21 protein-coding genes and 1 pseudogene are annotated in these 21,789 nt (G+C 66.5%); 4 read left to right on the forward strand and 18 right to left on the reverse strand.

Annotated features, from left to right (window positions below):
* Positions 1-8 precede the first annotated feature (8 nt).
* The 4 genes from Q1A87_RS16200 to Q1A87_RS16215 all read right to left on the reverse strand — a co-directional run bounded on the left by Q1A87_RS16200 (position 9) and on the right by Q1A87_RS16215 (position 4,431).
* Positions 9-1,289, reverse strand: a complete 1,281-nt coding sequence (locus tag Q1A87_RS16200) for a hypothetical protein (protein WP_299653457.1) — start codon at positions 1,287-1,289, stop codon at positions 9-11.
* The gene (locus Q1A87_RS16205; RefSeq protein WP_299653458.1) at positions 1,276-2,817 is read right to left on the reverse strand and encodes a tripartite tricarboxylate transporter permease; all 1,542 of its coding nucleotides are present in this window, start codon (positions 2,815-2,817) and stop codon (positions 1,276-1,278) included. Before Q1A87_RS16205 ends, Q1A87_RS16200 begins: the two co-directional genes overlap by 14 nt.
* Entirely contained in the window at positions 2,817-3,314 is a 498-nt protein-coding gene (locus Q1A87_RS16210; protein ID WP_299653459.1) for a hypothetical protein, read from the reverse strand. Before Q1A87_RS16210 ends, Q1A87_RS16205 begins: the two co-directional genes overlap by 1 nt.
* A gap of 97 nt (positions 3,315-3,411) precedes the next feature.
* On the reverse strand, positions 3,412-4,431 hold the full coding sequence (locus tag Q1A87_RS16215; RefSeq protein ID WP_299653460.1) for a tripartite tricarboxylate transporter substrate-binding protein: 1,020 nt from the start codon (positions 4,429-4,431) through the stop codon (positions 3,412-3,414).
* Between the two features lie 139 nt (positions 4,432-4,570).
* Between Q1A87_RS16215 and Q1A87_RS16220 the strand changes: the two genes are divergently transcribed.
* On the forward strand, positions 4,571-5,254 hold the full coding sequence (locus Q1A87_RS16220) for an FCD domain-containing protein (protein ID WP_299653462.1): 684 nt from the start codon (positions 4,571-4,573) through the stop codon (positions 5,252-5,254).
* The gene (locus Q1A87_RS16225; protein WP_299653464.1) at positions 5,251-6,108 is read left to right on the forward strand and encodes a CoA ester lyase; all 858 of its coding nucleotides are present in this window, start codon (positions 5,251-5,253) and stop codon (positions 6,106-6,108) included. Before Q1A87_RS16220 ends, Q1A87_RS16225 begins: the two co-directional genes overlap by 4 nt.
* A gap of 295 nt (positions 6,109-6,403) precedes the next feature.
* Here the strand turns inward: Q1A87_RS16225 and Q1A87_RS16230 are convergent, their stop codons facing one another.
* Both Q1A87_RS16230 and Q1A87_RS16235 read right to left on the reverse strand, forming a co-directional pair.
* The gene (locus Q1A87_RS16230; protein WP_299653466.1) at positions 6,404-7,468 is read right to left on the reverse strand and encodes an HWE histidine kinase domain-containing protein; all 1,065 of its coding nucleotides are present in this window, start codon (positions 7,466-7,468) and stop codon (positions 6,404-6,406) included.
* Positions 7,469-7,471: 3 nt separating this feature from the next.
* Positions 7,472-8,917 (reverse strand): ATPase domain-containing protein, encoded by a 1,446-nt coding sequence (locus Q1A87_RS16235; protein ID WP_299653468.1) that lies wholly within the window; start codon positions 8,915-8,917, stop codon positions 7,472-7,474.
* Positions 8,918-9,205: 288 nt separating this feature from the next.
* On the opposite strand from Q1A87_RS16235, the gene Q1A87_RS16240 reads away from it, so the two are divergent.
* Positions 9,206-9,976: a PAS domain-containing protein gene (locus Q1A87_RS16240; RefSeq protein ID WP_299653502.1), complete on the forward strand. Its 771-nt coding sequence runs from the start codon at positions 9,206-9,208 to the stop codon at positions 9,974-9,976.
* 547 nt (positions 9,977-10,523) lie between these two features.
* Here the strand turns inward: Q1A87_RS16240 and Q1A87_RS16245 are convergent.
* The 12 genes and pseudogenes from Q1A87_RS16245 to Q1A87_RS16300 form a co-directional block, all read right to left on the reverse strand.
* Positions 10,524-11,591 (reverse strand): 3-carboxy-cis,cis-muconate cycloisomerase, encoded by a 1,068-nt coding sequence (locus Q1A87_RS16245; protein ID WP_299653470.1) that lies wholly within the window; start codon positions 11,589-11,591, stop codon positions 10,524-10,526.
* Positions 11,588-12,376 (reverse strand): 3-oxoadipate enol-lactonase, encoded by a 789-nt coding sequence (gene pcaD, locus Q1A87_RS16250; protein ID WP_299653472.1) that lies wholly within the window; start codon positions 12,374-12,376, stop codon positions 11,588-11,590. The genes Q1A87_RS16245 and pcaD overlap by 4 nt, the downstream gene beginning before the upstream one ends.
* Positions 12,377-12,383: 7 nt before the next feature.
* Positions 12,384-12,503 (reverse strand): annotated as a pseudogene (locus tag Q1A87_RS16255) (succinyl-CoA--3-ketoacid-CoA transferase); the annotation flags it as partial.
* 66 nt (positions 12,504-12,569) lie between these two features.
* Positions 12,570-13,439 carry a 3-keto-5-aminohexanoate cleavage protein gene (locus Q1A87_RS16260; RefSeq protein WP_299653474.1) on the reverse strand — a complete coding sequence of 290 codons (870 nt, stop codon included), beginning with the start codon at positions 13,437-13,439 and terminating at the stop codon, positions 12,570-12,572.
* Complete coding sequence (gene pcaG / locus Q1A87_RS16265; RefSeq protein WP_299653476.1) at positions 13,432-14,058, reverse strand: protocatechuate 3,4-dioxygenase subunit alpha; 627 nt, start codon at positions 14,056-14,058, stop codon at positions 13,432-13,434. Before pcaG ends, Q1A87_RS16260 begins: the two co-directional genes overlap by 8 nt.
* Complete coding sequence (gene pcaH / locus Q1A87_RS16270) at positions 14,059-14,799, reverse strand: protocatechuate 3,4-dioxygenase subunit beta (protein ID WP_299653505.1); 741 nt, start codon at positions 14,797-14,799, stop codon at positions 14,059-14,061.
* A complete protein-coding gene (gene pcaC / locus Q1A87_RS16275; RefSeq protein ID WP_299653478.1) occupies positions 14,796-15,182 on the reverse strand; it encodes a 4-carboxymuconolactone decarboxylase in 387 nt (128 codons plus the stop codon). Before pcaC ends, pcaH begins: the two co-directional genes overlap by 4 nt.
* Before the next feature lie 53 nt (positions 15,183-15,235).
* Entirely contained in the window at positions 15,236-16,549 is a 1,314-nt protein-coding gene (locus Q1A87_RS16280) for a TRAP transporter large permease (RefSeq protein WP_299653480.1), read from the reverse strand.
* Entirely contained in the window at positions 16,546-17,064 is a 519-nt protein-coding gene (locus Q1A87_RS16285) for a TRAP transporter small permease subunit (protein WP_299653482.1), read from the reverse strand. Before Q1A87_RS16285 ends, Q1A87_RS16280 begins: the two co-directional genes overlap by 4 nt.
* Positions 17,065-17,115: 51 nt before the next feature.
* Positions 17,116-18,144, reverse strand: coding sequence for a TRAP transporter substrate-binding protein (locus tag Q1A87_RS16290; protein ID WP_299653484.1), 1,029 nt, complete (start codon positions 18,142-18,144; stop codon positions 17,116-17,118).
* A gap of 38 nt (positions 18,145-18,182) precedes the next feature.
* The gene (gene pobA / locus Q1A87_RS16295) at positions 18,183-19,352 is read right to left on the reverse strand and encodes a 4-hydroxybenzoate 3-monooxygenase (protein ID WP_299653486.1); all 1,170 of its coding nucleotides are present in this window, start codon (positions 19,350-19,352) and stop codon (positions 18,183-18,185) included.
* Positions 19,353-19,453: 101 nt separating this feature from the next.
* On the reverse strand, positions 19,454-20,446 hold the full coding sequence (locus tag Q1A87_RS16300; protein ID WP_299653488.1) for an alpha/beta hydrolase fold domain-containing protein: 993 nt from the start codon (positions 20,444-20,446) through the stop codon (positions 19,454-19,456).
* Between the two features lie 169 nt (positions 20,447-20,615).
* On the opposite strand from Q1A87_RS16300, the gene Q1A87_RS16305 reads away from it, so the two are divergent.
* On the forward strand, positions 20,616-21,539 hold the full coding sequence (locus Q1A87_RS16305) for a LysR substrate-binding domain-containing protein (RefSeq protein WP_299653490.1): 924 nt from the start codon (positions 20,616-20,618) through the stop codon (positions 21,537-21,539).
* Positions 21,540-21,789: the final 250 nt, after the last annotated feature.

A 21,789-nucleotide genomic window follows, 5' to 3' on the forward strand; every position in this document is an offset into this window, starting at 1 on the left:
AAGCGACGTCATGCGCGGTCGAATTCGAGGATGTGCAGCCCGCGATTGCGGTCGAGCAGGTAGATGAGGCCGTCGTCGCCCACGGCGACGTCGTTCGATTGCGGGCTCGGCTCGCCGCCCATGGGCTCCGGGATGAAAAAGCCGACTTCTTCGGGAAGCTCCGGGTCCCTGGCATCGACGATCCGCAGGCCCCCGGAGAACCAGGCCGCGTAGATCAGTGTCGTATCGAGGCGCTCGTGAAACTGGTGGGCGCCGAAGCGACCGGGGGCGCGGCTGAATGGCGAGTCGGACTCGCTGAGATTGAAGATGGAGAGCGGCTTGAGATTGCTCCGATCCGTGACGTCGAAGAACCAGAGAAAGCCGTGCAGGCGGCCGTGCAGATGGTCGTGCTCCTCGTCGATTGCGGCGGCGATCCGGCGGCCGCCGATCGGCGCCTCGAAGGGCATCACCGTATGGGTCGGCTCCGGGATCGCGGGATGGTAGTCGTAGCTGCCGACGGTCCGCAGCTTCGTCAGGTCGCTGGCATCGATCACCCGGATGCCCGCGTGCCAGACGGAGGCCCAGAGTTCGTCCCCGCAGCGCATCGCGTGATGGAGCCGGTGACGGACGCCGGGCCAGTTGGGACGCTCGCCGCCCGCGACGTGCTGGCCGGGCATCCACCAACGCGAGACTTCCTCGGGACGCGAAGGATCGGCAAGGTCGTAGACGACGAGAATGTTGCCGACATACCCTTCCATCTCGGTCGAGATGTAGGCGTGGCGCGCATCGGCGTCGAAGCGGTGCACGCCGACGCCGCCGGTCCTGTGATGCGTCAGAAGACGGGGGCGGGAACGGTCCGCGATGTCCCAGACCCTGAATCCGCCCTCGCCATAGGCCTCGTTCGCCATCTGCCTGAGGCGGGGCAGGTCGCCCTCCTCCACGCCGATGCGTGACGCGAGCTCAGCGGCGCTCGGCGGACGGCCCAGCTCGGTGGCGAGCGCCGCCTCCGCGCTCGGAAGGGACTTGGCGCGGCGCTTGGCGTGCCGGTCGTTCTGCTCGACGTTGGTGATCATCAGGTCGCCCGTGACGCGGACCTTGTGCGTATGCGATGCATCGCCGTCGAGCCGGATCTCCGCGGCGATCTTCGGGCGGCTTCGATCCGTGACGTCGACGATGGTGGTGCCGAAGGGCGGCTTCATGTGACCGATGAAGACGTGATCGCCGTCCACGACGACCTGCCCGCCGCCGGCGATGTCGAGCACGCCCACCTGGCGCACCCCTCGGGCGAGACGAGGTTCAGCGTGGCTCATCGCCGAACCCCTTCTGGATCTCGTTGGTCCGCTCGCCGCGCCTGCGCCACCAGCTCGTGGCCGGGGGCAACGCGAGGCTGAGCACCAGCAGCACCCAGAGCAGGTTGCCGATGTTCGAGGAGAACAACACCATCGGGTCGTTGTTCGAGATCCGCATCGCGAGCAGGAACGACCGCTCGATCAGCGGACCGAGGATGACGCCGATCAGAATGGCCGCGACGTGGTAGCCGGTTTTGCGCGCGACGTAGCCGATGATCCCGAACGCGACAGCGACGCTCATGTCGAAGAGGAACCCCCGCGGAACGAAGGCGCCCACGAGCGTGAAGGCCACGATGAACGGGGCGAGGTAGACCGTCGAGATGACGGTGACGCGCGACATGTACCGGACCATCGGGAACATGAACGGGATCATCAGGATGTACGAGACCGCCATCGCCGCGATCACGCCGTAGGCAAGCTCCGGCTGCTCGACGAAGAGCCGCGGTCCGAAGGGCACGCCGTGGAACTGCAGAACGATCATCATGACGGCGGCCGTGCTGCCGCCGGGCACCCCGATGGCGAGCAAGGGCACCAGCGTTCCCGTCGTGACTCCGTTATTGGCGGATTCCGGCGCGATGACGCCTTGAGGATGTCCGGTTCCGAAGAGCTCGGGCGTCTTGGAGAAGAACTGGCTCTGTTGGTAGGCAACGAAGGACGCGATGCTTGCACCGGCTCCGGGCAGTACGCCGATGACCAGACCCAGGATCGCAGTCCAAGTGATCTGCCACCAATGACGGAAGGCGTTGAAGATCTCCCGGCTGCTCTCGCCCCAAGACGGCGGAGCGGTGGGCCGGTCGCTGTCGCTGACGACCGTTTTCTGCTCCAGCATGACGAACGCCTCGGAGATGGCGAAGAGACCGATGAGCGCCGGCACCAGCGGGACGCCGTCGAAAAGCTCCAGGAACCCGAACGTCCCGCGCGGTGTGGCGTAGATGTGGTCCGCGCCCATGGCGCCGAGCATCAGGCCGAAGGCTCCCGCGATCAGACCCTTCAGCATGTCCTTGGCGGCAATAGACGCGATCAGAGCCAGGCCGAACAGCATCACCACGACCAGTTCGACGCTGTGGATGTAGTAGCCGACCTGCGACAGCACCGGCAGGGCGAAGAGCGTCACGATGGCGCTGATCAGGCCGCCGAGGACCGATGCGACGAAGCACAGGGCGAGCGCACGCACCGCTTGCCCCTTCTTCGTCATCGGATAGCCGTCGAGGGTCGTCGCGGCGGCCCCCCCGGTGCCCGGAATGTTGACGAGAATGGCGGGAACGCCCCCGCCGAGATGCGATGCGCAGTAGAGCGCAACCATGAAGACGAGCGCCACTTCGACGTCGAGGGCGAGCGTCAGCGGCAGCAGGATGATGATGGTGTTGTGCGCGGCGAAGCCCGGAACGGCGCCGGCGACGAGGCCGACCGCGATGGCCGGGATCATGATCCACCAGAGGCTGAAGGCGTGGCCGATGAGACCGGCGAGGGTGTCGAGTTCGTAGAGCATCAGAACACCGCCTGCACGAGCCGCTCGAAGGGGCCTTCGGGGAAGTTCGTGTCGAGAAGGACGATGAAGAAGAGCCAGCCGGTGAGCGCCCCTGTTCCCGCGACGGCCAGTGCTCGCGAGACAGGACGCACCCCGAGCACGAGAAACGAGACCGAGAGGAAAGCGAAGGTCGTCAGTGTGAACCCGAGCCAGGGCACCACGGCGAGGGTGCCGAGCATGAGCAGGAAGAAGATGCCGCGTCCTATGAGCGAAGCGGGTGGACCGACGAAGTCCCCCAGGCCGAGACTGTATCTGCCGGCAAGAAATCCCAGAGCGACGCGGACGAAATAGATCGCCACGAGCAGGAGGAGCATGCCGGCGAGGATGGCCCCGCTCAGCTGCGCTTCCAGCGGGAATTCGTGAACCGACCACACGTAGTAGAGGGCGTAGGCTGCCGCGCAGGCCGGAAGGATGAGATCCGCACCGACAGGCTTCTTAGGACGATCTTTCTCTGACATGACACTCCCGCCGCTTGGTATCAGCGCGCCCCGCCCGTGCGGGGTTGGCCGGTCTGCGGCCCGCGCGACGCATCGGCGCGCGAGCCAGGGGAATGGACTATTCGCCGGTCAGAAGGTCGCGATACTGGATCGCGAGTTCGCGCGTCTCGGCGGCTTCCTGCATGGCCTCTTCCTGGTTGCCCGGGTCGATGAACTCGGCGGGGACGCCGGATGCCCGGACCGCCTCGATGTATTCCGGATCCTCCAGCGTCTGGCGCATGGTCTGCTTGAGGATCTCGATAAGCTCCGGGTTCTCCGCGATCGCGTCGGCCTGGACCGCCCAGGCGCGCGAACTGGTCAGCGGAGGCAGGTCCGTGCCTGCCACTTCGTTGACCGTCGGCGCGTCGTTCGTCTGGTCCGGCACGGGGTTCTCGTCGGCGAAGATCCCGAGAACGCGAGCCTCCTCGCCGAACGTGATGGGATTTGCGAGCGGTAACGCGGAGGCGTCAACCTCACCCGTGATCGCCGCCATCGCCGTGGGATTTCCACCGCCGAACGGGATCAGGTTGAACTCTGCGCCCGTCGCCTCGCCAAGCGCCAGCATCCCGATCGTGGCAGGATGCGGAAGCCGGCTCACCGATATGGTGACCGGACGCGTCTTGGCCTCCTCGATCAGCTGTTCCAATGTCTCGAAGGGAGAATTGGCGCCAACCCAGATCGCCATTGGTTCGGTACTGGTCTTCTGAATGTAGACAATGTCCTCACCAATCTCGACCGGTACGTCCTGCAGTTCGAGCATGATGACTTCCGGACCGATGTTCGAGAACAGAAGGTTGCTCGGCGACGCATCGCCCCGCATGTAGAATTCGTAACCGACCTGGCCCGCGGCGCCCGGGTAATAGCTGAACTCGACATTGCGTGGCAGGTACTTGTTCCAGACCTGCGCGAAGCTCCGTGCATCACGATCGGCGCCGCCGCCTTCGCCAGTCGGGATCGTCACGCTGATATTGCCCTCGGGGAAGTCCTGCGCGAAGGAGGGACTGATCCCGAGGGACAGGGCGCCCAGCAACATGGCCGCCGCGCACGACGTCTTGGCAACGAGCTTCTTCCGGTATGGCATCTTTGTGCAGACTGACATTTTCTTCTCCCTTGGGTGGCAAAAGCCTTTTTCGGTCACCGTAAAGGTTGACCATTTTGAAACCAAAGGTATGATCTGATCTGCAATGCGTCAACCAATTAATCCTCCCGGGAATCCTATATCGCCGTCCGATCGCGCCTTGGCGGAGTTGCGCCGGATGCTCGAAGAGGAGGTGTTCACGCCGGGAACCCGGTTGCCGACGGAGCGCGTCCTGTCCGAACGGCTGGCCGTGAGCCGTGCCACATTGCGCAAGGCGCTCGACCGGCTCGAGCTTGAGGGCGCGATCGTCCGCAAGGTCGGAAGTGGCACGTTCGTCGGCATCTCCAGTGACGCGAAGGCGCCTCTGGCGGGGGCGTCTCCGCTCGAACTCATGGATGCCCGGCAACTTCTGGAACCTGTTCTGACGCGCGAGGCGGCCTTGAGGGCGCGGGAGGACGATCTCCGGAAGCTCCGGACCTGTATCGAGCGCGCCGAAGCGGCGGACGCCTTCGCGGAGTTCGAGGAATGGGACATGGCCTTTCACGACGCGGTCGCCCACGCGACGCAGAATGCGGTGTTCGTCGCGTTGATGGCGAACATGCGCGGGATGCGGAGCACGCCGGAATGGGATCGGCTCAAGCGCGCTTCGTTCGGTCCGGACCTCCACAGGCAGTACCAGGGCGAGCATCTCGCCATCCTTCAGGCGCTGGTGGCACGGGATCCCGCAGCCGCGGCAGGAGCGATGTTCAAGCACCTGCAAAGCGTTCGCCACACGATGGCCGGCTACACACTGTACAATCCGGCGCCGCCAGAGCTTCCAACCCGCGAAAGTACATTCGAATGACCCATGCCGCCCCCTCATCCTGGCGAAGCCTGCTCTTCGTTCCTGCGACGCGGCCGGACAGGTTCTCCAAAGCGCTTGCGAGCGGCGCGGATGCGGTCTGTGTCGATCTGGAGGATGCGGTCGCGCCCGGCGAGAAGGACGCAGCCCGTGCGGCGGCAATTTCGTTTCTGGCCGCAAAAGAAAGGGGGCCTGACCGCGTCGTTCGGATCAATTCCCTCCGCACACTGGACGGGTTGAGGGACATCCTCGCACTGAACGAGGCCGGCCTGCGCTCGGGCCTCGTCGCCGTGCCGAAGGTCGGCTCGGCGGAAGAGGTCGACCTACTACTGGACCATGTTCCGGAAGACCTGGATATCGTCGCGCAAATCGAGACCTTGCAGGGCGTCCGCAATGCCGCGGCGATTGCCGCCGCATGCCCGCGCGTCTGCGCCATCATGTTCGGCGGGCTCGATCTCGCGGGTGAACTGGGGGTTCCGCCCGGGTGGGAAGCGCTGCTTCAGGCCCGGCTCGCAGTGGCCTATGCCGCGGCGGAAGCCAAGCTGCCTGCGCTCGACATGCCGTTCCCGGACGTGTCGAACCTGGAGGAATGCGGGGCGGAGGCGGCGCGGGCGCAGGCCCTTGGGTTCACCGCCAAGATGGCGATCCATCCCACCCAGCTTCCGGCCATCCACGATGCGTTCACCCCCAGTGCCGCCGATGTCGCGTGGGCCGAACGGCTGCTCGAGAGTTTCGAGCGGGCAGGCGGGGGCGTTGCCTTGCTCGACGGCAAGATGATCGAGCGCCCTGTCGTGCGAAACGCCGAGAGGCTTCTCACCAGGGCGCGGCGCAATCCGTCCCCGGCGGGTGGCGACTGAACGCCGAACGCCTCATTCAATGACGCTATGGTACACAGACGGACGCTTTGAGAGCATCGATCCGACGAAGAGCATCTTGCAAATTCTAGCAAGTCCTCAGCATCCGCGGCATTCACGACGATAACTACTTCGCTGTCAAAGTTGGATCGTATTGGTGGTTCGAATCCAGGACTCAAACAGGGTGCAGTGTGTCCGCGATGAAAACGACCGCGACTGGCATCCGTTCGTTCGGTGAAGCAAGCTGAAGTGGGGGAGGGCTCCCGACCATGACGAGGCAGCTGCGCAATCAAAGGACCTAGCTTTGCGCGACTGGCGCCTTGAGGACCCAACGAAGTCCCTCGGCGCGGAACTCCAGCTCCGCGGCCCCTCCGATCTCCATCGAGGTGTAGGAGCGCAGGAGTCGCGTCCCGAAGCTGTTTCGCGTCGGCGTCCCCACGGGCGGCCCGCCCCGTTCCTCCCATTCGAACGTCAGCGTTCCGTCCGCGAGATGCCACCGGATCGTGACGACGCCCTCGTCGCGGGACAGCGCGCCGTATTTGGAGGCGTTCGTCGCGAGTTCGTGCAACGCCATGGCCAGGGCCAACCCGGCCTTCGACCACAGGTGCAGCTCGGGCCCGTCAATCCGCAGGTTCGAGCCGGCGAGGGTCCGGTAGGGCGCCATCACGTTCTCGACCAGAGCCCGCAGGGTCCCAGGATGCTCGGCATGCCCGTTAAGCATCTGATGCGCCTCGGCCAGAGCACGGGTCCGCGCCTCGAACGCGTTCGCGAACGTCTCCAGATCGTTCGCCTCGCGCCGGGTCAGGCTCAGGATGCTCAGGATTTTCGCAAGCAGATTCTTTACCCGGTGGTCGAGCTCGGAGAGCAGAAAGCTCTGGTGCCGCTCCTTATGGCCCAGATCTTCGATCTGGTCGCGAACCTTGAGTTGCCGCCTCCGTGACCCGATCAGCGTGACGAGCGCGGTCCGGAGGGTCTGGGTTCGGGTGGGCCGCTGCAGGACGATGAGCTCAGTGCGTTCCAGCGCCCGTTCCGGAAGCCGCAGCCCCGGCGGCGTTCGCCCCGCATTGGCGACGAGCGCCAGGATCGGCAGCGCCGACCACGAGGGCTGGCCTTCGAGATGCCGCAACAGGGCCTCGCCCATGGCCCGATCGAGCGCTTCTTCCGTTACGATCAGCGAGACGCAATCCTTCGATATCTCCGCGGCAAGCCCGTCGACCCCGGCGACTACGACGGGATTGGCCCCTGCCTCCCGCGCGATTCCGGCCAGAATATCGGCGTCCCGACCGAGCGGCGCATAGATAAGGACGTTCGACCCTTCGGCACGGGGCGCCGTCGCCGACGGTCGCTCCTCGACGGCGATCATGCCCTACACCACGGCGAGGTAGGGGCGCGAAGCCTTCCGCGAAGGCACGACATCGACGCTCCGATCCCCTATGATCAGTTCCCGGACCCGCTTCTCATGGTCCCCCTGCCGTTTCTTCAGGCAGGTGACCGTCCGCCGCAGGTCGTCACCGGCCTCGTCGTTCCGCAGCAACAGGGCGACGTCCGCAAAATAGCTGATGTCGAGGTCGCTGTGGTTGTTCCCTTTCAGGAGGCCATGCTGTGTTACCGTAAGAAAGGTCAACACGTTGCGACGCGAGAGGTAAGTCAGGAGCGTATGCAATTGCGCGATGAGGTCGGCCCCGTTCGGATGGGCGCCGAGGAACCCGCTCAGGGAGTCGATGACGACGATCTCCGCCCCCTTCTCCTCGACCGTGTCGACGACCGTCTGGATGAACTCGCCCGGCGACATCTCAGCCGGCCCGAAATGGCGGAGGATCAGCTTGCCGTCGGCCTGCTGCTGCTCCAGCTGGAACCCGAGATCCTCGGACCTGCGACGGAAGATCGCCGGCCGTTCCTCGAACAGGAACATCGCCGCGACGCGGTCGTCCTGGGCCGCGGCGTTGGTATAGGCCGTGCACAGGGTCGACTTTCCCGTCCCGGAATGACCAGCGATCAGGCATGTCGTTCCAAGAAGCAGACCGCCGCCCAGCATCTCGTCGATCCCGTCGATTCCGCAGAGGATCTCCTCGTCCGACAGGATGTCCTCGGCGTCCCGCGGGATGACGCGCGGAAACACGGACAACCCGCCCGTCCGGATCGTGAGGCTGTGATTCCCCTCGGTGAAGACCTGACCGCGCATCTTTCCCACGTGGACCTGCCGCATGGTCGCCCCGTAGGCGGGGTTCTCCAACTCGAGGAAGATCGTGCCATTCACGATCCCTTCGAGCTGGCGGTCCCCCAGCGTCTCGTCGGAATAGTCCAGGGCGAGCGCCGTGGCGCCGAGACGCGCGACCGTATCGCGCAACAGCAGCAGTTCCCGGCGATAGCTCAACGGATCCTGCGCCAACAGGCGCATCTCGAAGAGCGAGTCGATGACGACCCGTTCGGCACCCGATTTCGAGAGCAGCGTCTCGAGCTTGTGCCCGGCCTCGGAGAGTTCCGCATCGGACGTGTCGATAACCGTCTGCCGGTCCCCGAGGCCGGGCGCGAGGTTCACGGCCGAGATCTCCTCGATCGCGATCCCGTCCAGATCGAAACCATGCGACGCGGCAATTCGCTCGAGATCGGACCGATTCTCCAACATCGTGACGAACAGCGTCCGCTCGCCACGGCGCTGTCCTTCCAACAGGAATTGCAGTCCGAGGGTCGTCTTCCCGGTGCCCGGCGCCCCACCGACGAAGTAAAGCCCACGGGGCGGAAGCCCGCCACGAAGGACGTCGTCCAGCCCAGGCACGCCCACGGGGACGAGAGCATCCCGATCTTGATCCATCGAACCTTCCCTCTAGAAACCCGAGCATCGCATCTCGTGCCGGACGGGATTTTATGTATAATTCGCAAAACGAACCCTCGCACCGGAACATTTTACACGGATTTTTTCTTCGTACAATTCCGTACATATTCGCGATCGGAAACTGGACAGGCAGGTATGGATGACCATCCCAAGCAGCGTCTGACGGCGGCAGAAGCCACCCGCAACTTCGGCCGCCTCCGCGAGCTTGCCGCGCAATCACCGGTCATCGTCACGCATCACGGGCGCGACAAGCTGACGATCCTGAGCATGGAGGACTACGCAAAGCTCTGCGGACAGCCGCAGCATCAGGACGATTCCGCTCAACGCCGCAAACTGCTTCTGATCCTCGACAGCATTTCGGAAGGCTACATCTCGCTCGATCCGGAATGGCGGTATGTCACGATAAACCGGGTCGCAGAGTTGTTCCTTGGCCAATCGCGGGAAGAGCTCATCGGTCGCGTCTGGTCGGACGCCTTTCCGTCGATCAAGGGGACCCACGCCGAAACGCAGCTTCGCCGCGCCATGCATCACGGCGAGGAGGTGTCCTTCGAATGGGCCTCGGTCGTTCACAAGGGCCGGCGCATCCATGCCCGGGCCTTTCCGCTTCCCGTCCCGACCGGCGGCATCGGCGTCCTGTTCAGCAACCTCGGCGAGATGGAGCGGCTGGAGACACAGGGACGCCTCCAGCGGGCGGGCCTTCGACACCTGCTTGGCGAACTGCCCGGCTGGGCGACCTTCGCCTATGACGGTGATGGTATCGTGCTTCAGTGGCCGGAGAGCGCGGCTTCCGTACTGGGCTGGGCCGAACACGAGATCATGGGCCAGTCGATCGAGCGTTTGTTCACGCCAGCCGATCTGGCGGCAGGCCGTCCGTGGAGCGAGATGTCGGCAGCCCGCCGCGACGGCAGGTGCGAGGCCGACGCGTCGTTCCAGCATCGCAGCGGCGCGGCAGTAACCCTACGCAGCATCCTCATCGCCCCACCGGACTGCCCCGGACAGTTCCTGCGGATCGTCAGACGTCGATCAGATATTGCTTAGACGCCAGAACCCGGATTACTTTGGCTTGGCTTCGACCGATGAACCGCACCAAACGGTTTCGCTATCGTTTCCTCGCAGTGTCCCGGCAGGTAAAGACATGCACGTTCATGATCGCGTCGAGCCGATAATCGCGGCGCACGCTGATCCTATCCAAGAGCGCGACCTGACCGGACGATTGGTGCCGCAGCTGCAGGGCATTGAGTAAGATGCATAGGCTCGGCATCGTGCGTTGCGTTCGGCAGCGTCTTAGGGGGCTCGTCCGGGCGCCGGAACCATCGTGACGCGCCGCCCCGATCCCAAGCTCTACCGCGAGTTCGTGCGTCAGTCGCCGTAGGGACGGAGCGCGGCACGATCCCGAATGCGGCGCGACGCAGGCGTTGGCGCGGCCAAGCAAATGCGAGAACGGGCGATGAGAACCCGCAAGGCTCAGAGTTCATAGGAGCCGCGTACCCGACCTGCGGAGGCAAATTACACTACTCGGAAAAGTCGTCGATCTCGGTCGGGCCTGCCCGCATCTGCGGCCGGTCGGACAAATGGCACCGATCGCTCAGGCAGGGCTGGGCGCGGAACGTCCGATACGGTCGATCCGCCGGCACAAGGCATCGGCAGCCGTCAGGGAGCGGCCCGTCGTGCGTGCCATCTGCGGCAGGACCATCCATTCCAGCGCCCAAGCCGCGCCCGACCGCTCCTGTTCGTGGATCAGAGCCTGATGCATGGCCGAGACTTGCACGGCATTGAACCGCGCCAGCGTCACGAGCAGTTCGGCCAGTATGGGGTTCTGCTTGTGCTTCATTGCCGAGGAGCCGCCCCCGCCGGTCAGGACGATCTCGTCGACACCCTGCTGGGCCATGAGGCAGATGTCCTGCCCCATCTTGCCCAGCGTGCCCGAGATCAGCGACAGGCAACCGGCATACTCGGCGATGCCGTCCCGCATGGCATGCCAGGAGACCGGCACAGCCGCGAGATGCAGCTCTGCCGCGACAGAGGCCACGATGGCCTCCGCGTCGGTGCCGAGTTCGGATCGGTCGCCGACCGCTCCGCCGATCTGGGCCCGCTCGACGATCGGCCGAAGCCTCGAAATCCGGGCGCGATGGTCTTCGAGAGGCAGCATCCAGCTCCGAATCCTGTCGGCCACGGTGATCGGTAGCGCGGCCTGCATCCGCGTACGTCCCATGAGCCGGTCCTCGCCGAATGTCTCCACCAACCGGGACAAGGTCGCCGACAGGGCATGGAGGCGTGTATCGAGCAGGTTCGAGGTCGCCCGCAGGGTCAGGACGAGCGCCGTATCTAGGACGTCCTGCGACGTCGATCCGGTGTGGATCATTACGGGATCGAACGCGCCCTGCCGCAACCGCTCGACGAGGGCAGGGACGGGCAGCCCGTCGCGCGCGGTTCCCTCCCGCAGCGACGCGATGTCCGGCGACGTGGCGAGGATGGCGCGGGCTGTCGTATCTGCCACGTCCGGATCGATCCGGCCGACCCGGCCCAACGCGCGGGTCCAGGCGGCCTCGAAGGCCAGCATGTGCCGCATCTGCGCGTCGGGGGACCAGAGATCCGCCATCTCGTCGTCGCCGAACAGGCCGCCGAGCCAGGGATGGTCGAAGATTCCGGTCACGACAGTGATCCGTGAAATTCCGTCAGCAGCGCCGTCAGGTGCCCCGGCGCCTCGATGCAGGGCAGATGTCCCACGTCCGTGAGGCAGACGAACCTCGACCCGGCGATCATTCGCGCCAGCCCTTCGACGACTGCCGGCGGCGTCGCCTCGTCCGCGGACCCGGCAACGCACAGCGTCGGCACGTGCAACATGGATGTCGTCCTTGACAGATCGGCGACGCAGATCGCCTCGCACGTGCGGGCATAGCCCTCGGCGGGCGTTCGCGCGAGCATCTGGCGCCAGCCCGCGCGTTCGACCGGATGGGCGGCCGCCCATGACGGCGAAAACCAGCGCGCCACGACGGCATCCGCAATCGCCTCGATCCCGTCCGCCCGAACGGCCGTGATACGGGGAGCCCACGTCTCTTCACTGCCGATCCTCGCGCCGGTGTTGCACAGCATGAGCCCCGCGACGAGATCGGGCCGTATCGCCGCCAAAGCCTGCGCAATCATGCCGCCGACCGAGACACCGCAGATCAACGCCGCCTCCAGACCGAGATGGTCCATGAGGTCGGCCAGGTCGGATGCGAGGGTCGCGATGTCGATCGGCCCTGTCTGCGAGAGGCCGTGGCCGCGTTTATCCATCGCGAGGGTCGGAACGCTCGGGTCCAGTTTGCGACGGACGTCATCCCATATGCGCAGGTCGGTGCCGAGCGAGTTGGCGAAGACGATCGGTCGATTCCCGGCCACGCCCATGGCGTGATCGTAGTGCAAGACGACGTCGCGGGGTCTGGCGAACTGCACCATCTCAGACCTCGCGGAACACGAGATTACCCGTATCGTCTGCCTTCGAGGCCTTCACGACGCAGCGATCGGCGACGAGACCGCGCTCGAGAATGCAGGTCTTCCCGTCGAACCGCGATGACTGGCGCCCCGGACGAGGCACCCGTATCCCCGGCGGGCGCAACCCATCGCGAACATCACCCATCGCGAACATCACTCATCGCGACCGCAATCCCAGGATCGCGCGGGCTTCGGCCGGGTCGGCAGGACGGCGATCGTGACGGGCGGCGATCTCCACGGCCCGTTCCACGAGGGCGGCGTTGGAGGCCGCCAGCGTCGTGCGGTCCATCCGCACATTGTCCTCCAGCCCGGTTCGGAGGTGGCCGCCGGCCTCGGCCGCCCAGTCGTTGAGCTTCGCCTGTCCGGCGCCGATCCCGGCCGCGCACCATGGCGCTTCGCCGAAGAGGTATCGCTTGGTCGCGAGCATGGCCTCGAAGGCGTGGCGGTCCACGGGCATCGCGTTCCGGACGCCCATGACGAACTGGACGTAGGGGCGGCGCTCGGGATCGCGACCGTCCGGCGCGGTCGGCAGACGCCCGTCCGTCCACATCGCATGGGCCTGGTAGAGATGGCTCAGGTCGAAGCACTCGACCTCGGGCACGACGTTGTGGGCCGCCATCTGGGAGGCCAGCCAGTCCACGAGGTCCGGCGGGTTCTCGTAGACCCGCGTCGGGAAGTTGTTCGAGCCCACCGAGAGGCTGCACATGTCGGGCCGCAGCGGGATGCAGCCGCCCCGGGCCTGCCCCGCGCCGGACCGGCCCCCGGTCGAGAGCTGGACGATCATGCCGGGGCAATGCCGCTCGATCCCCTCCTTAAGGGCCGCGAACCGGTCGGGGTCCGAAGAGGGCGTCTCGTCGTCGTTGCGTACATGGCAGTGGGCGATCGCGGCGCCCGCCTCGAAGGCGGCCTGCGTGCTTTCGACCTGCTCGGCCACGGTGATCGGAACGGCCGGATTGTCGGATTTGCGCGGCACGGAGCCGGTGATGGCGACGCAGATGATTGCGGGCGTCGATACGGTGTCAGACATCGAAGAAAACCGTTTCCTTCGGACCCTGCAGGTGGATGTCGAAGCGCCAGACGTCGTCCTCCCCCCCCCGCGCCATCAGGGTGGCGCGGCGCTCCCCGTGCTCGACCCGTGCCAACAGCGGATCCTCCTCGTTGGCCGGATCACCCTCGAAATAGACGCGGGTATAGAGTCCCACGTTGATGCCGCGCGCGACGATCCAGAGGCCGATATGCGGCGCCTGCATCCGCCCGTCCGGCCAGACCACGCGCCCGGGCCTCACGGTCTCGAAGCGGTAGAGCCCGGTCTCGCCGTCGGTCGGCTGCCGGCTCCAGCCGTCGAACGCGGGATCCGACCCGTCCTCCCCGGCGAACCGTCCGTTCGCATCCGCCTGCCACAGCTCGAGGAGCGCGTCGCGCAGCGGGGCACCGGTGCCATCGAAGACGCGCCCCTCGACGGTGATGGCTTCCCCGACATGACCGTCCCGCCGGCACGAAGCGCCGAGGTCGCGGCCGCCATACATGCCTTCGAGGCCGGCGAAGCTCGGCACGCAGCCGATATGGACATAAGGGCCACCGGTCTGGCTGGCGGTCTCGGGCAGCCAGCCAAGCGCATTGGCCCAGGGATGGGATCTTCCTTGCATCTAGAGGCCCTCCATCCGGTTCTCGAACGGCGTCTGGCGCCGTCCCCGCAGCACGATGTCGAAGCGCCATGTGCAGGCGTCCATCGGGATCGTGGCGCTCTTGTCGAAGCGCGCCACCAGACGGTCGACCGCGGCGGCATCGGGAACCGTGTGCAGGATCGGGCAATGCGGGATCAGGGGATCGCCCTCGAAATACATCTGCGTGATCAGGCGCTGTGCGAAAGCCTCGCCGAAGACGCTGATGTGGATATGCGCGGGCCGCCAGTCATTGGCCCGGTTGGGCCAGGGATAGGCGCCCGGCTGCACCGTGCGGAAGCTGTACCAGCCGTCGTCGTCGGTCATGCACCGCCCGCACCCGCCGAAATTGGGGTCGAGCGGGGCGAGGTAGCCGTCGCGCTTGTGACGGTAGCGACCGCCCGCATTGGCCTGCCACACCTCGATCAGCGCCCGCGGCACCGGCCGTCCCGACCCGTCGAGCAGACGGCCCATGACGACGATGCGCGGGCCGATCGCGCTCTCCCCCGGCGCGGCGTAATTGGTCAGCAGGTCGTCGTCGCCCGGTCCCACGACGTCCGGCCCGAAGATCGGTCCCGTCGCCTCGGTGGGCGAGGCATCGAAGGAGATCGGAGCCAGCCGCGGGCTGCGCAGGACGGAGGTCTTGTAGCCGGGCGCATGGGCCGGCGGGTGGATCGAGAGGTCCCGCTGCACCAGGGCGCCCTGCGCCCCCGGCCGCTTGATCATCGTGCGCATGCGGCATCCTCCTTCGCAAACACCTCGCGGGCCGCCTTCAGCGCAGCGTTCGCGCGGGGCACGCCGGCATAGATCGCGACATGCTGCAGCACCTCGGCGATGTCCTCGCGGCTCGCGCCGGTGCGCCGGGTCGCCTCGGCATGCATGGCGAACTCCTCGATATTGCCGAGCCCTGCCAGAAGCGCCAGCGTCAGCATCGAGCGTTCGCGGCGGGTCAGGCGGTCCGACGCCCAGACGGTGCCCCACGCGGCCTCGGTGATGAGCTCGCGGAACGGGGCGTCGAACCCGTCGCCCTCGGCGGTCGAGCGGTCCACATGCGCGTCGCCCAGCACGGCGCGCCGCACCGCCTCGCCCGTGCTTCGCCTGTCGGTCATAGATGTCTCCTCCGGTGGTCTGGCAGCGATTGCTTCGCCATTGTGCACGGCCGTCACGCGATCAGGAACAGGGAGATGGCCGGGAACGCCGCGATTAGGATCACCCTCAGGATATCGCTCACGACGAACCACGTCACGGCCCGATAGGTCTGACCGATGGGCGTTTCCGGGTCCATCGCGTTGATGATGAACAAGTTCAGGCCGACGGGCGGCGTAATCAGTCCGACCTCCACGATGATGAGGACCAGGATGCCGAACCAGATCGCCATCTCCTCGGTGGTCAAACCGAAATCGAGGGTGGTCATCACCGGGTAGAAGATCGGGACCGTCAGCAGGATCATCGACAGGCTGTCCATCACGCAGCCGAGCACGAGGTAGACCAGCAGGATGATCGCCAGCACGAGCCACGGTCCGAAGCCCTGCTCCACCACGAAGGCGGACAAGGTCTGCGGCACGCGTGCAAGGGCTAAAAAGCCGTTGAAGAAGCCCGCGCCCAGCACGATGAAGAAGATCATCGCGGTGCTGGCGGCCGTGGCGACGACGGCCTCCCGCGCCGCGCCCCAGCCGAGCTTGCCCGAACCGAGCGCCACCAGCCCCGTGCCAAGCGCGCCGACCGCCGCGCCCTCCGTGGGGGTGAAGACGCCCACGTAGATGCTGCCCACCACGGCGAGGAAGATCAGCGCCGTGGGCCAGACCTCGGCCAGCGCGCGCATCCGGGCGCTCCACGGCAGGCGCGGCGCGGTGCCCGCGGAGCCGGGATGGACGCGGACGTAGAACGCGATGACGAGCCCGTAGGTGATGGCCGCCAGCACGCCCGGCACGAAGGCCGCGAGAAACAGCTTGGCGATGTTCTGCTCGGTCAGCGAGGCATAGATCACCAGTACGATGGAGGGTGGGATCAGGACGCCGAGCGTGCCGCCGGCCGCGAGCGTCGCGGTGGACAGACCGCCCGAATAGCCCGCCCGCCGAAGCTCGGGCAAGGCGACCTGACCCATGGTCGCCGCCGTCGCGAGGGAGGAGCCGCAGATCGCCCCGAAGCCCGCGCAGGCGCCGATGGCGGCCATCGCCGTGCCGCCCTTGCGGTGCCCGAGGAACGCCTCGGCCGCCTTGAAGAGCGACCGGCTCATGCCCCCGATCCCCGCGAGGTAGCCCATCAGGAGGAACATCGGCACGATCGACAGGAAATAGTTCGAGTAAGCCCCGAACACCTCGGTCTTGAGGCGTGACAGGGCCATGCCGGGCGATCCGGTGACCAGCCAGCTTCCGCCCAGACCGCAGATCAGCATGGCGAGCCCGATCGGCGCCCGCAGGAAGATCATCAGAAGAAGGACGGGGATCGACCAGAGGCCGATCTCGACGGTGCTCATGTTCCTGCCTCCGGCGCATCGGATGTCCGCCGTGTGCCGCGCAGGCCCCGCCAGGTGACGAGCGCACCCGTCAGCACCGCGATCGCGGCGGGCGGAACGCAGGCCGCGTAGGCCCACCAAAGCGGAATGCGCAGCATGTAGGACTGGTCGTTGTAGTCGAGGCGTTCCTCCAGCCCGAGCACGAGCCGCCAGAGGATGAGCGCGAGGGCGAGGGTCAGCGCGGCGTCCCAGAACGCCGCGAGCCCCGTGCGGAGGCGGTCCGGAAGGTGCGACGTGGCGAGGTCGACCACGGCATGCGCGCCACGCAGATGCGCCAGCGGCAGGAATGCGAAGACCACGAAGGCCGTGCCGAGCTCGATCAGCTCGAAATCCCCCGGCACGGGGCCGGTTCCGACGAACGGGCCCGACGCGCGTCCCGCGATGCTGATGCAGGTCATCGCGATCAGCGCCGCCAGTACCGCGCCGCCGATCAGCGCGGTGAGCACCGCCAGTCGCTCGATGAACGTTCCGATCATCTCACCTCCCAGAGCGAGGGCCCGCACCCTTCGATGCGGGACCCGCGCGTGTCAGTCCGAAGCGGCATCGACGGCGGATCGGGCTCCGTCCACCAGGGCCTGTCCGTCGAGCCCGGCCGTGTCGGCCTCCGCGATCCAGGCGTCGATGACCGGCTGCGCTGCATCCTTCCATTCCTGTGCCTGCGCGGTCGTCAGGGTGACGATGTTGTTGCCCATTTCCACGGCCGCCTGCCGCGGACCCGCATCCGCCTCCTGCGTCGCGGCCCCGGCCTGCGCCGAGAAGGCCGCGCCGGTCTGCTCGTCGAGGACCGCCTTCAGGTCATCGGGCAGCCCGTCATAGACCGACTGGTTCATCGCCAGGAGGAACGTCGCGACATAGAGCGCCTCCTCTGGGAACTCCGTGTGGTTCGAGACCAGCTCCGAGGAGCGGATCGCGCCCGTCACCTCCCAGGGGATGATGGCGCCGTCGATCACGCCGCGGGTGAGGGACTCGGCCACCTGCGGTACCGGCATCCCGACCGCGTTTCCGCCCAGCTCGGTGATGAGCTGGCCGGTCACGCGCGTCGGCGTCCGCAGGTCGAGGCCCTGCATGTCGGTCACCTCGACCACCGGCTCGGACGTATGGATCACGCCCGGCCCGTGGACCCAGAGGCCGAGCACCTTCACGCGGTCGAACTCGTCGCCGAACGCACCGTCCTCGTACATCCCCCACAGCGCGGCGGAGGCGGCTTCGGCATCGCTCACCATGAACGGCAGCTCGAACACCTCGGAGCGCGGGAAGCGGCCGGGCGTGTAGCCGGGCAGGGTCCACACCACGTCGGCCACGCCGTCGGCCGCCTGGTCGAACAGCTCGGGCGGGCGGCCGCCGAGTTGCATGGCGGGATAGTGCTCGAAGGCGATCCGCCCGTCCGAGGCCTCGGTGACCCGCTCCATCCAGGGGATCAGCACGTCGCGCGGAACGGCGGCCTGTTCCGGCAGGAACTGGTGCAGCCGCAAGGTCACGTCCTGGGCCCAGGCCCCGGCGGCGGTGCAAAGGCCGATCGCAGTGCCGAGCAATCCGGCTCGAAGGGTGATGGTCATGCGCGTCCTCCCATATTGGCGCGTTTGTCCGGCGGGCGTCAGTACGGCGCGCCGGTGTAGTTCTCGGCGACGAGGCGGCGGGCGGTCTCGGACGCCTCGAGCTGCCCCAGCTCCGCCTCCTGCATGCGCCGGTCGAAGCCGGTGTTGTCGGGGAACCGGTGGAGCAGCGTCGTCATCTGCCAGGAGAAGCGTACGGCTTTCCACACGCGGGCGAGGGCGGTCTCGCTGTAGCTCGCCAGCTTGCCGCGATCCCGGTCGCGATAGAACGCGATCAACGCCTCCGACAGGTAGTGCACGTCCCCCACGGCGAGGTTGAGACCCTTGGCCCCCGTCGGCGGCACGATATGCGCGGCATCCCCGCACAGGAAGAGCCGACCCCAGGACATCGGCTCGCTGACGAAGGAGCGAAGCGGGGCGATCGATTTCTCGATGGAGGGACCGGTTACGAGGCCATCGGCCGTCCCTTGCGGGAGGCGGGCCCTGAGTTCGTCCCAGAACCGGTCGTCGGACCAGTCCTCGATCTTCTCGTCGAGGCCGACCTGCACGTAATAGCGCGACAGCATCGGGTTGCGCAGCGAACAGAGCGCGAAGCCGCGTTCGTGGTTGGCGTAGATCAGCTCGTCCGTCACCGGCGGCGTCTCCGACAGGATGCCGAGCCAGCCGAAGGGATAGACCCGCTCGAACTCGCGCCGGATCTCCGCCGGGATCGCCTGCCGCGAGGGGCCGTGGAAGCCGTCGCATCCGGCCACGTAATCGCAGGCGAGACGGTGCTCTCCGCCCTCGTGGCGGAAGGACACGAAGGGCGCGTCGCCGTCCAGATCGTGCAGCGCGACATCCTCGACGTCGTGCAGGATGACCGCGCCGTCCGCCTCCTGCGCGGCGTAGAGGTCGCGTGTCACCTCCGTCTGGCCGTAGACCGTGACGTTCCGTCCGCATAATTCGCCGAACGGAATGCGGATCAGCGACTCGCCCGCGCTGAGGTAGCACCCCGAATGGACCTGCCCCTCGCGGTCCATGCGCTCCCCCACGCCCGCGCGCCGCAGCGTGTCCGCGGTGCCCGCTTCGAGCACGCCCGCCCGGATGCGCGACAGCACGCGTTCGCGCGAACGCCGTTCCAGAACCACCGCGTCGATCCCGGCTCGCATCAGCAGGCGCGACAGCAGGAGGCCGGCGGGACCGCCTCCGATCACTGCGACTTGCGTTCTCACGTGGACTGGCCCCCCAGATGCCGACTGCGCCGGAACGATACACCGAATATGACGGAGCTGACCCCCGGACCGGGGTCAGCTTGCTGCGAGAGTTGGCGCTTTCAGGTGAGACGCGGAGTCGATGCTTTCCGCCGACAACCGAATGCGGTCAGCATACCCAGACCAGCAAGCATCATGGGTAAGGCAGCCGGCACCGGAACCGGCGCGGGTTGAACGGCGAACGCGGCGTCCATGAAATCGACGACGTAGGGAACCTGCTCCTCCCAACCGGGACCACCGTGTCCGAGACCTTCGACGATCCGAAGCTGCAGGTCAGGCGATCCGCCCTGCGCGTCGATCGCATCGAAGAGGCGAACCGACTGCAGGTAGGAGACCAGAGGGTCTCCGTCGCCATGCATGATCAGGAAGGCGGGAAGAACGGTATCTTCCGGCAAGAAGGACGCGAAAACCGCCGGGCTGGCGGCGTCAGCGAGGCCCCGGTTGACGAGATCGCCCATGCCGTCCGTTTCGCCGAGGCAAGCACCGACGAGCAGCGATTCCGGCGAGTCGCAGGCCAGATGCTCGATGAAGTCCAAATCAGGCGAGGACGCGTCGTCGTCCGCGTCCATCTCGATCAGATCGGCCGGCGGATACCACGTAACCGTGGCTGCAAGACGCGTGTCCGGATCGTCGGCCAGCGCCAAGCCGGCCCAGGCAGACAGGTGCGCTCCGGCCGACGCGCCGAACGATGCGACCCGGCTGCCGTCGTAGCCGTACGTCGCGCCACTATCACGCACGAAGGCGAACGCCTTGGTGATGTCTTCGAGCTGTCCGGGCCACGTCGTGCCGTTCGCCGTATCAGCCGATGGCGGCCCGTCGTACGTGGTCAGGCGATAGTTCATCGACGCCACCGCAATGCCGGCGTCGAGGAACTCCTGAACGCCGGTCGGGCTCGACTTGTCGCCGGCGTACCAGGCCCCGCCATGGATCCACATCACGATCGGGGGCGCGTCGACCCCGTCCGGAACGTAGAAGTCGAGCGTCTGACGTTCAGCCGGTTCGTAAGGACCATAGCTCACATCCGCCACGGTCGGCACCGTCGCCGCATGCGCCATCCCCGCCGTCGCGCAAACCGCGGCAGAACATACCAGTTTCCGCATATCCATTCTCATCGACTACGCGATGCCGACGTCCTTATCCCCCGAAAGACCGGCCGACATATCACGAGCATGCCGCAGGGAACCGTTGACAGGAATGCCGAAACGCGCCGATCCATATAACCCTATGGTTATGCATCACGGGATCAAGCTGCGCCATCTGCGAGCCTTTCTCACAGTGGCCGATACCGGCTCCGTCACCGCGGCGGCGGACAGGATCGGTGTGTCGCAGCCTGCCTTGTCCAAGACCTTGAGCGAGCTTCAGACGATGCTGGACGGCACGCTGCTCGAACGGTCCGGTCGAAGGACCACCCTGTCACCGATAGGGGAGCGCTTTCGAAGACACGCTCTGCAGGCGCTGCAACACCTCGACGCCGGGGCCGACGCGATCTCCCTTCCACGGAGGACGGAGCGGGTCTCGGTCGGGGTGCTGCCGACCGTGGCAGGGCGGTTCTTTCCCGAGGCTGCGCTCGACTATTCGAAGCTGCGACCGAACATCGTCATCCGCACCGAGACCGGACCCCATGCCTACCTGCTCGACCGCCTGCGCGCCGGCGCAATCGATCTGATGGTCGGTCGAATGCCCGCGAGTTCCGAAATGCCGGGCCTGAGCTTCGACTGGCTCTACGACGAGGACATCGTGCTCGCCGCTCGAGCCAACCACCCCCTTCTGGAGATCTCGCCACGCGACGCCATCGCCCGTTCGAGTCTCGTGATCCCGCCGAAGGGCGCGATCATTCGACGTGCGGTGGACGAGTATCTCCTGTCCCTCGGGATCACCGAGCCCGACATCCGAATCGAGACCGTTTCGCTCGCGATGGCCTCCCAGATCCTCGCCGCATCGGACATGCTCTGGTTCATCTCGCGTGGCGTGATCGACCGTGAGTTGAAGCGCGGCACGCTGTCGACGTTCCACATCGACGTTCCCTATCTCTCCGGCGCCGTCGGCACGACGCGCCGGAACGAAGGCCAGCAGGAACCGAACCTGGCTGAACTATTGGACGTCCTTCACAAACTCGCGCGCAATCGAGTACAGACAAATGGTTCTTGAATTTCTCCCGATTGGGCAGGCGGGTTCAAGCCACACTTCTTTCCAAGTAAGCCGGGCCTTTTCCTAGAGGTCACGCACCATCTCGGCTCGGTGCAGCCCGCGGTTGAGCCGCGCCTGTTCGACCGTCAGATCAGCCGAGGTTGGCGCCAAGGGAACAGTCGCGGACGGATGCCTCAACGGAGCCATCATTGTCCTCCCCCGGACGGCGCGATGCACCGCCCCTCTGTACCGACCTCGCTTGAACGTGCAG

The organism is uncultured Jannaschia sp., from assembly GCF_947494055.1.
Classification (GTDB): domain Bacteria; phylum Pseudomonadota; class Alphaproteobacteria; order Rhodobacterales; family Rhodobacteraceae; genus Jannaschia.

Bases quoted from the DNA above. Each gene is read 5' to 3' on its own strand.
- pcaH (WP_299653505.1), bottom strand. From the start codon at position 14,799: ATGATCAAGCGGCCGGGGGCGCAGGGCGCCCTGGTGCAGCGGGACCTC.
- Q1A87_RS16235 (WP_299653468.1), bottom strand. From the start codon at position 8,917: ATGGATCAAGATCGGGATGCTCTCGTCCCCGTGGGCGTGCCTGGGCTG.
- Q1A87_RS16280 (WP_299653480.1), bottom strand. From the start codon at position 16,549: ATGAGCACCGTCGAGATCGGCCTCTGGTCGATCCCCGTCCTTCTTCTG.
- Q1A87_RS16215 (WP_299653460.1), bottom strand. From the start codon at position 4,431: ATGTCAGTCTGCACAAAGATGCCATACCGGAAGAAGCTCGTTGCCAAG.
- Q1A87_RS16225 (WP_299653464.1), top strand. From the start codon at position 5,251: ATGACCCATGCCGCCCCCTCATCCTGGCGAAGCCTGCTCTTCGTTCCT.
- pcaG (WP_299653476.1), bottom strand. From the start codon at position 14,058: ATGCAAGGAAGATCCCATCCCTGGGCCAATGCGCTTGGCTGGCTGCCC.
- Q1A87_RS16240 (WP_299653502.1), top strand. From the start codon at position 9,206: ATGGAGGACTACGCAAAGCTCTGCGGACAGCCGCAGCATCAGGACGAT.
- Q1A87_RS16285 (WP_299653482.1), bottom strand. From the start codon at position 17,064: ATGATCGGAACGTTCATCGAGCGACTGGCGGTGCTCACCGCGCTGATC.
- Q1A87_RS16210 (WP_299653459.1), bottom strand. From the start codon at position 3,314: ATGTCAGAGAAAGATCGTCCTAAGAAGCCTGTCGGTGCGGATCTCATC.
- pcaC (WP_299653478.1), bottom strand. From the start codon at position 15,182: ATGACCGACAGGCGAAGCACGGGCGAGGCGGTGCGGCGCGCCGTGCTG.
- Q1A87_RS16300 (WP_299653488.1), bottom strand. From the start codon at position 20,446: ATGGCGCATGCGGCGACGGTGCCGACCGTGGCGGATGTGAGCTATGGT.
- Q1A87_RS16200 (WP_299653457.1), bottom strand. From the start codon at position 1,289: ATGAGCCACGCTGAACCTCGTCTCGCCCGAGGGGTGCGCCAGGTGGGC.
- Q1A87_RS16205 (WP_299653458.1), bottom strand. From the start codon at position 2,817: ATGCTCTACGAACTCGACACCCTCGCCGGTCTCATCGGCCACGCCTTC.
- Q1A87_RS16230 (WP_299653466.1), bottom strand. From the start codon at position 7,468: ATGATCGCCGTCGAGGAGCGACCGTCGGCGACGGCGCCCCGTGCCGAA.
- Q1A87_RS16290 (WP_299653484.1), bottom strand. From the start codon at position 18,144: ATGACCATCACCCTTCGAGCCGGATTGCTCGGCACTGCGATCGGCCTT.
- Q1A87_RS16260 (WP_299653474.1), bottom strand. From the start codon at position 13,439: ATGTCTGACACCGTATCGACGCCCGCAATCATCTGCGTCGCCATCACC.
- pcaD (WP_299653472.1), bottom strand. From the start codon at position 12,376: ATGGTGCAGTTCGCCAGACCCCGCGACGTCGTCTTGCACTACGATCAC.
- Q1A87_RS16305 (WP_299653490.1), top strand. From the start codon at position 20,616: ATGGTTATGCATCACGGGATCAAGCTGCGCCATCTGCGAGCCTTTCTC.